This is a genomic window from Micromonospora sp. NPDC049275 (assembly GCF_043197115.1).
In the GTDB taxonomy this organism is placed as follows: domain Bacteria; phylum Actinomycetota; class Actinomycetes; order Mycobacteriales; family Micromonosporaceae; genus Micromonospora.
The window spans coordinates 24,222-36,094 of record NZ_JBICSN010000021.1 but is presented as its reverse complement, the minus strand read 5'-3'; the positions used below and the strand labels follow the sequence as shown (position 1 = coordinate 36,094).

Below are 11,873 nucleotides of genomic sequence, written 5' to 3'. Positions count from 1 at the left end.
CGGGAAGAACGATGACTATCGCTCGGTGCCGGTCCGAATACTGCCCGAGTTGGAGTCTCGTCCATGGGACAGTTTGTGCGGTCAGTCAGTGGTTTCCGACCCCTGGCGTACTACTCTCGGGTAGCGCGACTTCCCCGTACCCAGCCGGGAGGGACAGACAGACCGGGATGAGCTCGGCAGACGTATCACCGCAGATGGCTTTCGCCCGCTTCGTCCGGCGTGCCATCGATGACGCTCGGGACGAGCGCGGATGGACCGTGACCGATCTCGCCTCGCACACGGGCGTGGGCCGTTCCACCGTGTTCCGCTGGCTCGCCGGTGACTGGCAGGATTACCCCGAGCTGGCCAAGGTACGCGGCTTCTGCGCCGCACTGGATCTGCCGGTGGCTGCCGCGTTCCGGGCGCTCGGGCTGCCCGACACCGGCTCGGTGACCAGGCGTCGCAGCGACGACGGCCCGGTCGAGGCCGACGTGCGGGCCATCCTGGACCGGCTGGCCGATCCCGCCGTCCCGGCCGAGGAGAAGCACCACATCCGCGACCTGCTGCGCTACCTGGCCCGCCGCCCCACCCGCCGCGCCAGCTAACCCCCACCCCCACCCCCAGGGACTACCCCCAGGGACCACCCCCAGGGACCACCCCCGCGTTGATCATGAAGTTATTGCCCCGACACGCCGCGGGCAGTGGCAATAACTTCATGATCAACGCAGCGAGCGCGGGGGTCTACCAGCCGGTTAGGGGACTGTGAGGGTGAACTCGGCGGTGTGCACCTCATTGGCTACCTGGAAGTCGAGGTAGAGGCGGTAACGGCCCGACCCCGGGGTGGTCAGCCAGAACTTCACCTGGCCGTCGGCCAGCTCCGGTTCCGGATGCACGTGCAGGTAGCCGAGGTCGCCCTCGCGCAACGCGACCAGGTGCCCGTACGCCCCGAGGTAGCGCTGCAGCACCGCGCCACCGGCCGCGCCGTCGATCCGGAAGGTGAGCGGCACCGTGACGCCGGCCTGTGGACTGCCCTGGTAACCGACGGTGAACCCGTCCACGGTCGTCGAGGTGGCTGCCGCCGGCAGGGGACGAGGCTCGTATCGGCCCGGCGCGACCAGGTCCACGCCGAGGGTCAGCGCGCTCTGGGCGCCGTTGTCGGCGACCACCGTGAAGTCGGCGTACGCCCGCCACGCCCCCGGCTGCGCGAGGGTCATCGGCACCGCCCAGGTGCCGTCCGGTGACATGGTGGGGTGCAGGTGCTGGTAGCCCGTCAGGTCCCGACGGACCACGATGAGGTGCATCGGCTTGTCGTGCACGACGGCGAACCTGGTGACCGGGCGTCGCTGCACGTCGCGGACCTGGAAGCGGAGCTGCCCGGGGCGGCCAACCGGAAACTCGGTGGCCAGCGGGACGAGCGTGTATCCGCCCGAGCTGACCGACAGGCCGCCCGGCTCGGCGGCAGCGCCCTGGTCGGCGCCCGCCACCGACCCGTGGTCGTGGGCCCCGGTGCCCGGCGGGTGGGTGTGGTCGGCGGTCAGCGCCGCAGCACCGCCGCTACCGCCGGTGGTGGTGCCGTTCATGCGGCCGAGGCCGAAGCCGAGCAGCACGGCGAGGACCAGCCCGCCGACGACCAGCGCCAGCCGGACGGTGCTCCGGTCCGGCGTGACGGCGGTCTGCTCAGGCACGGCCAGCGTCCAGCACGTAGCCGGCCTCGTCGACGGCCGCCCGCACCGACTCGTCGGACAGCGGGTTGTCGCTGGTCACCGTCGCGGTGCCGGACGCCAGGTCGACCTGGACCTGACGCACGCCGGGCAGCGCCGACAGCTCATCGGTGACCGCACGCACACAGTGCGCGCAGGTCATGCCAGTGACGGCGTACGCGCGGGTCACGGGCTGCTGATCGGTCATGCCGCCACCGTACCGCCGCGCCCGGCCAGCCCCGCCCGACGCCGGGACGGCGTGGCGACCGTCGCAATCCGCACAGCCGGGGAACTTTCCGCCCGGCAGCCGAACCGCTGGGCCGCCGGCTCCCGCCGCCCACCCCGCGCCAGTCCACGAGGCCCGGCCCGCCAGCACTCTCTGGCCCGGAGGCCGGCCCGCCAGCACCGCCGGGCCGCGAGCGCCACGAGCGCCACGAGCGCCACGAGCGCCACGAGCGCCACGAGCAGCGGATCAGCCGGCCACGGCGAGAGCCAGCGGCAGCACATCCGGAGCGCCGGCCCGCCGCAGTGCACGGGCCACCATCGTCATCGTCCAACCCGAGTCGACCAGGTCGTCGACGAGCAGCACCGGCCCCTCCAGGGCGGCCAGCGCGTCGGCCAGGTCGGCCGGCACCGAGAAGGCGTCGTGCAGCGCGCGGACCCGCTGGGCGCTGTTGCCGCGCGGCCCGCTGGGACCGGTCGAGGTGACCGCGCCGAGCAGCGGCAGCCGACCCACGGTGGCGATCCGCTCGGCCAGCGAGCCGACCAGCCGGGGCCGCTGGCGGGAGCCCACCGCGACCACCCCGACCGGACGGCGGGGCCACGGGTCGTCGCCGTGCGCCCACGCCTTCAGCACCTCGACCACCGCGCCGGCGACGTCGTCGGGCACCGGCACGTCCGGTGCCTCCGGGCCGACCAGGTCGCGCAGCCGGCCACCCCAGCCCAGGTCGGAGAGGCGCCCGACCGCGCGGCCGGGCAGCGCCTGGTCCGCCGGGGCGATCCGGCCCTTCAGCGGTACGCCCACCGCGTCCAGCCCGGTCGGCCAGAGCTTCTTCGGGGCGATCTCCACGCCGGGGCGGCCCAGGAAGGTCTGTGCGGCCGCGAGCGCTGCCGTCGACACGTCGGCGGCGAAGAGCGGGTCGGCGCACCTGTCGCACCGGCCGCAGTCGGTCGCCTCGGTGTCATCCAGGCGTTCCCGTAGATACCGCATTCGGCAGTCGGACGTGGTCGCGTACTCCCGCATGGCCTGTTGCTCGACGGTGCGCGCCTCGGCGACGCGGCGCAACCGGGCCTCGTCATAGACCCAGGGCTCGCCGGTGGCGAGCCAACCACCGCGCACCCGGCGGACAGCGCCGTCCACGTCGAGCACCTTGAGCATCAGCTCGAGGCGGGCCCGGCGCAGGTCGACGAGGGGTTCGAGGGCCTGGGTGGAGAGCGGGCGGTCGGTGTGCAGGGCGGCCAGCACGGCACGAACCTGCTGCTCCGGCGGGAACGCCAGGGAGGCGAAGTAGCGCCAGATGGCGGCGTCCTCGATGCCGGGCAGGAGCAGCACCTCGGCGTGCTCGACGGCGCGGCCGGCGCGGCCGACCTGCTGGTAGTACGCGATCGGCGAGGGGGGCGCGCCGAGGTGGACGACGAAGCCCAGGTCGGGCTTGTCGAAGCCCATGCCGAGCGCGCTTGTGGCGACCAGCGCCTTGATCTTGTTGTCGAGCAGGTCCTGCTCGGCGGCCCGCCGGTCGGCGTCGTCGGTCTGCCCGCTGTACGAGGAGACCGGGTAGCCCCGGGAGCGCAGGAAATCGGCCGTCTCCCCCGCTGCCGCGACGGTGAGCGTGTAGACGATGCCCGAGCCGGGCAGCTGATCCAGATGGTCGGCGAGCCAGGCCAGCCGGTGCGCCGGGCTGGGCAGGTCGAGCACACCGAGGCGCAGCGACTCGCGGTCCAGCGTGCCGCGCAGGACGAGGGCGTCGCCCAACTGCTCGGCCACGTCCTGCGTGACCCGGGCGTTGGCGGTCGCGGTGGTGGCCAGCACGGGGGTGCGCTCGGGCAGCTCGGCGAGGAACGTCCGCAGCCTGCGGTAGTCGGGTCGGAAGTCGTGCCCCCAGTCGGAGACGCAGTGCGCCTCGTCGACCACCAGCAGGCCGGTGGTCGCGGCCAACTTCGGCAGGACGCCGTCGCGGAAGTCCGGGTTGTTGAGGCGTTCCGGGCTGATCAGCAGCACGTCCACCGCGCCGGTCTGGATCTCGGCGGTGATCTCGGCCCACTCGTCGAGGTTCGCCGAGTTGATCGTGCGAGCCCGGATGCCGGCCCGAGCGGCCGCCTCGACCTGGTTGCGCATCAACGCCAGCAGCGGCGACACGATGACCGTCGGCCCGGCCTGGTCGGCCTGCCCGCTGTCGCGCAGCAGGGCGGTGGCCACGAAGTAGACAGCAGACTTGCCCCAACCGGTCCGCTGCACGCAGAGCACCCGTCGCCTGTCGACGACAAGCGCCTCGATGGCCCGCCACTGATCCTCGCGCAGTCGGGCGTGCTCACCGGCCAGCCGGCGCAGCACCGCCTCGGCCCGCTCCCGTACCGCCGCCCGCTCGTCGCCCATCCGGCATTTCTACCAGCGCCGTACGCCAGAACCCCGGGCCGCGCGGGAGGTTCCGGTCACGATCCGGCCGTGCGGGCCTCGTCGGGCTGGGACGCCGGGGGTAGGAAGAGCAACAGGTCGCGGAGTGGCTCGGTGGCGTGCGGAGGCAGCAGGCAGCGCGCCGCGAGTTCTTCCATCGACGCGTACGGGCCGCGCAGCCACCGGTCCATCACGATCAACCGGCCCTGCTCGGGTGTCAGGCCGGGCAGGGCCATGAGCGCCTGCTCCGGAACCGCGTTGACGTCGATCAGACCGCCGTCGTCGAAGGTACGGGGCAGGTCGGGCCGTCCGAGGCGCAACTCCCCGCGAGCGGCCGGGTAGTGGTAGAGCAGGTACCTGGCATGTTCCCGACGAAGGCGTCGCTCCTCGCCGGCGCGATCCCGCGCGCTGCCCGGGCGGCCGATGATCGCCGCCCAGAGCCCACTGCCGAGCAGGGCCACCTGCGCCGCCCCGAACAGCCAGGTGATGCAGGCCAGTCCCAGGAAGGACGCCGCGACCGGTCCGGACACCTCCTCCTCGGGAGCGTCGAGCTCGAGCAGGGCGATCTCGGCGACGAGCACGACGAGGTACCCGACACCGGCCAAGGCGAGCCGCCAACTCCGCCGCCAGGCGGCGTAGGCCAGGACCACAAGCCAGGTCAGGCAGCCGAAGGAGAGTACGACGAGCGCCGTGCCGAGGATCCGGACGGTCTTGTTCGACAAGGGGGACGCGTCCGGGCGGGCGAACGCCTGTGGTGCGGTGGCAGACAGGTCCGCCAGGAGCGACGGGGGGACACCTGACGTGCCGCCGGTCCGCGGAGACGGCACGGGTGCCGCACCGAGCGCCGGCGGGTGGGACGCGAGCCCGGTGGGCGGCGGCGACGTGCCCGGCCCGGGTTCGGGCGGAGTCGGAGTCGGAGTCGGTGTTGGCGTCGGCGTCGGCGTCGGTGTCGGCGTTGGTTTGGCAGGTGTCAGCCGGGGGTCCGAGCGGAGGATGCGCCGGTGCAGTTCCTGTAACGCCTCGCCCGGCTCGATGCCGTACTCCTCGCGGAGCAGGTCGCCGAACTCCCGGTAGGCGGCGAGAGCCTCGGCCTGCCGCCCGCTGCGGTAGAGCGCGAGCATGAGCTGGTGGCGCAGCCGTTCCCGGACGGGAAACTCGGCCACCAGTTCCACCAGCTCACCGACCGTCTCGCGGTGCCGCCCGAGGTCCAACGTCAGCTCGGCCCGGGTCTCCAGCGCCACGGCCCGCAACTCCACCAGCCGCTGCCGGGCCGCCTCGAAGATCGGCCCGGTGAAGCCGGTGAACGGCTCCCCCTGCCAGAGATCCAGGGCTGTGGCCAGCTCACTCAGCGCCTGCTCCGTACGCCCTGTCGCGTGCCGCTGGCGGGCGGCCTGCACGCCCCGTTCGAAGCGGACCGCGTCCACGGCCTCGGGGTCCACCCGCAGCAGATAGCCGGCGTCGGTCAGGCTGAGCACCTGTCCCGGCGTACGCGGCGACCGGTCCGGTTCCAGTACCCGGCGCAGTCCGGCCACGTACTTCTGCACGACGTTCGGGCCGTTCGCGGGCGGCTCCTCCGGCCAGACCGCGTCGACGATCTGCCCGGTGGACACCGGACGGCCGGCGGAGAGCAGCAGTACGGCTAACACCGCGCGCTGCTTACCCGGACCGAGGTCGATCTCCCGGTCTGCGTGCCAGGCCCGCTGAGGCCCGAGGATCTCGAAACGCAGCTGTCCTGACATGCGAGTTTCCGCTCCTGACACCCCCGTGAGCGCCGGACGGCAGTGCCCGGCAGCCGGACGGCAGCATATCGGCAGCCGGTCCGCCGTGCCGGCCGGCAGCATCGTCGTCGGCAGAAGCCAGGCAGCGAGAAAGAGAAGTGCGATGACACAGGCAACGGGCACCGCCGGCACCATCCGACGGACGGTCGGTACGGCCGCCGCCGTGCTGACCGCGACCACCCTGCTCGCGGGTTGCGGGCCGAAGAGCGAACCGGCTGCGGCACCGCAGAGCAGCCCGTCCGCCAGCCCGAGCGCCAACCCGAAGGAGGCGCTCCTGGAGGCCGTCCCGGATGGCACCGAGGGGGCGTTCCGGTTCAGCGGCAAGGACGCGACGAGCACGATCAACGGCCGGATCGACCCAGCAGCCAAGGGGTTCGAGCTCAACATGGCCATGCCGGCGGACTCCGACGGCATCGTCGTGAAGATGTCGTTCCTGGTGATCGAGGATCAGAACTGGGTGAAGGCGAAGCTCAGCGGCCACCCCGGCCTCCCGAAGTTCCCCGACAAGTGGATGAAGCTGGACCCCAAGAAGCTGACCGGCGCCCTTGACATCCCCGCCTACGACGGCGTGGACCAGGGCAACACCGGGCCGCTCCTCCAGGCGGCCACCTCGGTCGAGGAGAAGAGCCCCGGCCAGTACGTCGGGTTCATCGACGTGAGCGAGACGGACGCGGCGAAGGCGCTGGAGGACGGCGAGGCGGCCGCCCTCGGCGAGGCCGCCAAGAAGGTGCCGTTCACCGCCGTCGTCGGCGCGGACAAGCACCTGGCCTCGCTGACGCTGAAGATGCCCGCCGCCGGCAAGGCGAAGGCGTACGACTACGTCGTCAAGTACGCCGACTACGGCAGTGCGCCGAAGATCAGCGTGCCGACCGGCGCCGCCGTCACGAAGGCGCCGGCGATGGCGTACGAGATGCTGAACGGCTGACCCACGACACAGGAGGGCGGCGGCCGCACGGGGGGCCGCCGCCCTTTTCAGCGTCGCGGACAGTTCCGGAGAACCCCGTCGATCATGGAGTTATCGCCATCCGACACGGCGTGTCGTGGCAATAACTCCATGATCGACGAGGGTGGGGTGGGGGTGGGGGTGGGGGTGGGGGTGGGGGTGGGGTTGGGTGGGGGTCAGCGTGGGGGGCGGAGGGTTTTGGTTAGGTGGGATAGGCGGGGGGCCAGGCTGGTTAGGCCTCCGGGGAAGAAGTAGACGGCCAGGATGAAGACCGTGCCCAGGACGAACAGGGGCTGGCTCAGCGGACGGCTGAGAAAGGCCGGCAGGTTGTCGACCGCGTCGCTCGTGCCGAAGGCGGTGAGCCGGTGGTCCAGGTACATGTAGAGGACGCCGCCGAGCACTGGCCCCCACCGGGTGCCCGGCCCGCCGAGCACCACCATGACCAGCAGCGACAGGGTCAGCTCGGAGGACGTGATGTGCGGCGACGCGCCGCCGACGATCAGGACGTAGACCACCCCGCCCGCCGACGCCAGCCCGCCGGCGAGGGTGAACGCCACCAGCTTGTACCGGTACGGGTCCAGCCCGAGGACGCCGATCCGCCGCTCGTCGTCGCGCAGCCCGGCGAGCACCCGCCCGGTAGGTGACCCGCTCACCCGGTGCACCACGAAGACCACCAGCGTCAGGTACGCCAGCGCCAACCAGTACAGGTTGACCGTGTTGGTGACCCCCACCAGCCCGGCGGGCAGCCCCGACACGTCCAGCGGCAGGCCCTCCTCGCCGCCGGTGAGCCCGCCGAAGTCCCGGGCCACCAGGATCGCCCCGACCTGGGCGAAGGCCAACGTGACCATGGCGAACGCGATGCCCACCGTCCGCAGCGCCACCGCGCCGAGCAGCGCGGCGAGGATGGTGCCGCCGGTGATGGTCAGCAGCGCCGCCTGCCACAGCGGCAGACCGGCACGCGTGACCAGGATGTCGGTGCCGTAGACACCGGCGGCGAAGTACAGCGCGTGCCCGAAGGAGAGCATCCCGGTCCGGCCGAAGAGCAGGTCGTACCCGGCCGCCAACCCGCCGAAGATCAGGCAGATGGCGAGCAGTTGCAGGGTGCCGGGTGAGTTGACCGGCCCCTCGAAGATCCCCGGCAGGGAAATCGTCGAGTACGGCAGGATCGCCAGCACGGCCAGCGCGACCAGCGGCAGGAACGGACGGACCCGGTGCCACCGCCCCCGCTGCGGACTCAGTTCGTCGGGCACCTGCGCGCGAGGCGCGTCGATCACCGTCATGCCGTTGCCACCTTTCCGGCGATGCCCTGCGGGCGCAGCAGCAGCACCACGGCCAGCAGCCCGACCACGCAGATGTCGCCCAGCCCGGACGTGCCGTAGTAGTTGACGAACTGCTGCACCAGCCCGACGACGACGGCCGCGTACGCGGAGCCGACCACCGAACCCATCCCGCCGATCACCACCACGATGAACGCGAAGATCAGCAGCGAGCCGCCCTGGCCGGGCGAGACGGTGCCGAAGTAGACCCCACCGAGCGCACCGGCTAGCGCGGCTGCCGCCCCGCCGATGGCGAAGACAAGCGTGAACGCCTTGCGGACGTCGATGCCGAGCGCGGTCACCATCTCCCGGTTCTCCACACCGGCCCGGATCACCAGGCCGTACCGGGTCCACCGCAGGAACGCCAGGATCGCGCCGAGCACCAGCACCGCCGCGACGATAAGCAGTAGGCCGCCGTTGGGCACCTGCGCGCCGAGGATCCCGGTGACCTGCCGGGTCCAGTCGGGGCGGGGGAAGGTGCGCGCGTCCGCACCCCACGTGGCCTGCAGCAGCGCCACCCCGGCCAGGGACAGACCGACGGTGACAAGCACCTGTTCGATCGTGCGGGAGTAGAGCGGCCGGATCAGCACCAACTCCACAAGGATCGCCACAAGCGTTCCGGCGGCCACCCCGAAGGCGACAGCGAACACGAAGCCGAACCCGTCCGGGCCGGCGCCCGGCAGGTTGCCCGCCGCCCACCAGGTGCCGTACGCGCCCACGCCGAGGAACAGCCCGTGCGCGAAGTTGAGCACGTCGGCCAGACCGAAGACCAGGGACAGACCGGAGGCGACCAGGAAGTACAGCGCCGCCAGACCGAGCCCGGTCAGCGCCAACAGGATCACGGTGCCCATCAGTGCTTCACCTCCGCGGAGCCGACACCGAGCAGCGACTTCGTCAACGCGGTCTCCAACAGCAACTCGTGGGCGTCGCCGGTCCAGGCCACCTTGCCGGCGGCCAGCACCACCGCGTCGCGGGCCAGTCGGCGTACGACTGCCAGGTTCTGCTCGACGAGCAGCACCGGCACCGACTCCGCGACCCGTTCCAACACCTCGGCCACCTCGGTCACCACCTTTGGCGCCAACCCCTTGGTCGGCTCGTCGACAAGCAGCAGCCGGTTGTCGTTGAGCAGCACCCGCCCGATCGCGAGCATCTGCTGCTGCCCACCGGACAGCGAGCCGGCCCTCTGGCGTCCGCGCCGGTCCAGCTCCGGAAAGAGCGCGAAGACCTTGTCGTACGCCGGGGTGGTGCCGCGCCGCTCGGCGAGCCGCAGGTTCTCGGCGACGGTGAGGCCGGCGAACACGCATCGGTCTTCGGGCACGTAGCCGAGCCCACCACGGACCAGCCGGTGCGTGGGCCGGGCCAGCAGGCTCTGCGCGCCCATGCGGATGGTGCCGCGGACCTCCCCGGCGGGCGGGGTGAGGCCGACGATCGCGCGCAGCGTGGTGGTCTTGCCGACGCCGTTGCGGCCGAGCAGGACTGTCACGCCGGTCGGCGCGACGGTGAAGGACACGCCCTGGAGGATGTGCAGCCCGGAGATCCGGACCGACAGGTCCTCCACGGTGAGAACGGGTTCGCTCACAGCGACTCCCCCAGGTAGGCCTCTTGCACGGTGGGGTTCGCCATCACCGTCTCCGGGGTGTCGCAGGCCAGCAGCGCGCCGTGGTGCATGACGGCGATCCGGTCGGCGAGTTCGAGGATCACGTCCATGTGGTGCTCGACCATCAGCACCGCCCGACCGCTGTCGCCGGTCAACGACTTGATGACGGCGACCAGCTCGGGCACGTCCTCGGCGCTGACCCCGGCCATCGGCTCGTCGAGCAGCATCACCCGCGGCTCACCGGCGAGCAGCAGGGCGATCTCCAGCTTGCGCTTCTCGCCGTGGGCCAGGGTGCCGGCGAGTGCCGTACCCCGGTGGGCGAGGCCGACCCGGTCGAGCGCCGCGTCGGCGTCGGGCGGCGACCTCCCGGTCGGCCGCCGCCCGACGCCACAGCGCCATCGAGCCCCCGCGGTGCGCCTGCACGGCGAGCCGGACGTTCTCCCGCACGCTGAGCGAGCCGAAGACCGAGGACGCCTGGAAGGTACGGCCCAGACCGAGGCGGGCCCGCCGGTGCGGCGGGAGCTCCCCGATGTCCTGCCCGTCCAGGACGACCCGGCCCTCCGTGGCCCGGCGCAGGCCGGTGATCAGGTTGAACAGTGAGGTCTTGCCGGCGCCGTTCGGCCCGATCACGCCCAGGAACTCCCCGGGCGCGAGGTCGAGGTAGACGCTGTCGACGATGGCGACCTCACCGATCCGCCAGGTCAGACCGCGGGTGGCGAGCATGGTCAGCCCTTCATGGCCACGGCCGGCGGCGCGGTCTCGTCACCGGTGAGGCTCTTCTGCGCGGTAGCCGTGAAGGCGGTGCCGCTTCCGGTCAGCTTGGCCTGGAACATCGGCTGGAGCAGCGCGTGGTCGGCCGCGCGGATGGTCATCTTGCCCTTGACTCCGTCGAAGCTCCAGCCCTCCAGCGCGGTGACCATCTTGTCGACGTCGTCACCGCCCTCCTGCACCGCGCGGACCACCATCTGGGCGGCGGCGAAGCCGTCCGGGTGGAACAGGTCGATGGTGTTCACCTTGGCCTTCAGCGCCTTGCTGGCCTCGGTGTCGGACGCGCCGTCGAAGTAGTGCGACAGGAAGGAGATCTTCGCGCCGGCCGCCCCGAACGTCGGCCAGGAGGCCCGGATGTCCAGGCCGGTGACGACAGTGGTGGAGGAGAGCACGCCCTGCTGGTCGAGCGTCTGCCACATGGCCGGGGCGGTGGTGCCGGCCCAGGCGACGAAGAGCAGGTCCGGCTTGGCGGCCTTGATCTGGCTGGCGAACGGCGTGAACTCGGTGGCGCTGGCCGGCGCCCGGACGCTGCTGACGGTGGCGCCCGCGCTGCCGATGACGGCCTTGACGGCCGCCTCGTTGGCGTCGCCGAACGCGCCGTCCTGGGCGAAGACCACTACCTTCTTGCCGGCCGGGTCGCCGATGAACGACTTGGCGGTCACCACGTCCTGATAGGACTGACGGCCGGATCGGAACGTGTACTTGTTCGCCCCGGTCACCGCGTCGGTCGCGGCTGGGCCGGAGATGAACAGGACCTTGTTCTGCGCCGCGATCGGCGCGACCTGGAGCGCCACACCGGAAGCGGTCGAACCGGCAATGATCTTCGTACCCTTGCCGATCAGGTCCTTCGCCGCGGAGACGGCCTTGGCCGGGTCGCCCGCGTCGTCGACCTCGGTCAACTCGATCTTCCGGTCACCCACCTTGCCGGTGCCCTTGGTGGCGAAGTCCAGCCCCGCCTTGAACCCCTCGATGTACTGCTTTCCGTAGCTGGCCAGGGCTCCCGACTGGGAGTACACCAGGCCGACCTTGACCGGGGCGGCGCTGTCGCCGCCGCCGGTGGCGGTGTCCTGCGGGCTACCACAGGCCGTGGCGGCCAACGCCGCGGCCATCATCGTGGCGGCGGAGAGGAACGCCCGCCGCGTGTGCCGGACCGTCATCGCGACTCCAGGTGAGGACAGGAT

General features: G+C 72.0%; 10 protein-coding genes and 1 pseudogene. 2 read left to right on the top strand and 9 right to left on the bottom strand.

The genetic code is table 11. From position 1 onward, the window contains the following. The first annotated feature begins 167 nt into the window (after positions 1–167). A complete protein-coding gene (locus ACGFIE_RS32175) occupies positions 168–584 on the top strand; it encodes a helix-turn-helix domain-containing protein (protein ID WP_393301976.1) in 417 nt (138 codons plus the stop codon). A gap of 147 nt (positions 585–731) precedes the next feature. On the opposite strand, the gene ACGFIE_RS32170 is transcribed toward ACGFIE_RS32175, so the two are convergent. The 4 genes from ACGFIE_RS32170 to ACGFIE_RS32155 all read right to left on the bottom strand — a co-directional run bounded on the left by ACGFIE_RS32170 (position 732) and on the right by ACGFIE_RS32155 (position 6,029). Further along, positions 732–1,664 (bottom strand): hypothetical protein, encoded by a 933-nt coding sequence (locus ACGFIE_RS32170; RefSeq protein WP_393301973.1) that lies wholly within the window; start codon positions 1,662–1,664, stop codon positions 732–734. Further along, positions 1,657–1,887, bottom strand: a complete 231-nt coding sequence (locus ACGFIE_RS32165; protein ID WP_393301970.1) for a heavy-metal-associated domain-containing protein — start codon at positions 1,885–1,887, stop codon at positions 1,657–1,659. The genes ACGFIE_RS32170 and ACGFIE_RS32165 overlap by 8 nt, the downstream gene beginning before the upstream one ends. Positions 1,888–2,151: 264 nt before the next feature. Next, positions 2,152–4,272, bottom strand: a complete 2,121-nt coding sequence (locus ACGFIE_RS32160) for a DEAD/DEAH box helicase (protein ID WP_393301967.1) — start codon at positions 4,270–4,272, stop codon at positions 2,152–2,154. Between the two features lie 56 nt (positions 4,273–4,328). Beyond that, positions 4,329–6,029, bottom strand: coding sequence for a BTAD domain-containing putative transcriptional regulator (locus ACGFIE_RS32155; protein WP_393301965.1), 1,701 nt, complete (start codon positions 6,027–6,029; stop codon positions 4,329–4,331). A 142-nt stretch (positions 6,030–6,171) separates the two neighbouring features. Here ACGFIE_RS32155 and ACGFIE_RS32150 point away from each other — a divergent pair, with 142 nt between their 5' ends. Continuing rightward, the gene (locus ACGFIE_RS32150; RefSeq protein WP_393301962.1) at positions 6,172–6,993 is read left to right on the top strand and encodes a hypothetical protein; all 822 of its coding nucleotides are present in this window, start codon (positions 6,172–6,174) and stop codon (positions 6,991–6,993) included. A 194-nt stretch (positions 6,994–7,187) separates the two neighbouring features. On the opposite strand, the gene ACGFIE_RS32145 is transcribed toward ACGFIE_RS32150, so the two are convergent. The 5 genes and pseudogenes from ACGFIE_RS32145 to ACGFIE_RS32125 form a co-directional block, all read right to left on the bottom strand. Next, a complete protein-coding gene (locus ACGFIE_RS32145) occupies positions 7,188–8,291 on the bottom strand; it encodes a branched-chain amino acid ABC transporter permease (RefSeq protein WP_393301959.1) in 1,104 nt (367 codons plus the stop codon). Beyond that, positions 8,288–9,178, bottom strand: a complete 891-nt coding sequence (locus ACGFIE_RS32140; RefSeq protein ID WP_363684377.1) for a branched-chain amino acid ABC transporter permease — start codon at positions 9,176–9,178, stop codon at positions 8,288–8,290. Before ACGFIE_RS32140 ends, ACGFIE_RS32145 begins: the two co-directional genes overlap by 4 nt. After that, on the bottom strand, positions 9,178–9,906 hold the full coding sequence (locus ACGFIE_RS32135) for an ABC transporter ATP-binding protein (RefSeq protein ID WP_393301956.1): 729 nt from the start codon (positions 9,904–9,906) through the stop codon (positions 9,178–9,180). Before ACGFIE_RS32135 ends, ACGFIE_RS32140 begins: the two co-directional genes overlap by 1 nt. Next, positions 9,903–10,647, bottom strand: a pseudogene (locus tag ACGFIE_RS32130) (ABC transporter ATP-binding protein). The gene ACGFIE_RS32135 and the pseudogene ACGFIE_RS32130 overlap by 4 nt, the downstream one beginning before the upstream one ends. 2 nt (positions 10,648–10,649) lie before the next feature. Next, positions 10,650–11,849 carry a substrate-binding domain-containing protein gene (locus tag ACGFIE_RS32125; RefSeq protein ID WP_007465458.1) on the bottom strand — a complete coding sequence of 400 codons (1,200 nt, stop codon included), beginning with the start codon at positions 11,847–11,849 and terminating at the stop codon, positions 10,650–10,652. Between the last annotated feature and the right edge of the window lie 24 nt (positions 11,850–11,873).

Excerpts from the sequence above, each read along its gene's own strand:
- ACGFIE_RS32175 (WP_393301976.1), top strand. The coding sequence starts at position 168 with ATGAGCTCGGCAGACGTATCACCGCAGATGGCTTTCGCCCGCTTCGTC.
- ACGFIE_RS32165 (WP_393301970.1), bottom strand. The coding sequence starts at position 1,887 with ATGACCGATCAGCAGCCCGTGACCCGCGCGTACGCCGTCACTGGCATG.
- ACGFIE_RS32160 (WP_393301967.1), bottom strand. The coding sequence starts at position 4,272 with ATGGGCGACGAGCGGGCGGCGGTACGGGAGCGGGCCGAGGCGGTGCTG.
- ACGFIE_RS32155 (WP_393301965.1), bottom strand. The coding sequence starts at position 6,029 with ATGTCAGGACAGCTGCGTTTCGAGATCCTCGGGCCTCAGCGGGCCTGG.
- ACGFIE_RS32150 (WP_393301962.1), top strand. The coding sequence starts at position 6,172 with ATGACACAGGCAACGGGCACCGCCGGCACCATCCGACGGACGGTCGGT.
- ACGFIE_RS32145 (WP_393301959.1), bottom strand. The coding sequence starts at position 8,291 with ATGACGGTGATCGACGCGCCTCGCGCGCAGGTGCCCGACGAACTGAGT.
- ACGFIE_RS32140 (WP_363684377.1), bottom strand. The coding sequence starts at position 9,178 with ATGGGCACCGTGATCCTGTTGGCGCTGACCGGGCTCGGTCTGGCGGCG.
- ACGFIE_RS32125 (WP_007465458.1), bottom strand. The coding sequence starts at position 11,849 with ATGACGGTCCGGCACACGCGGCGGGCGTTCCTCTCCGCCGCCACGATG.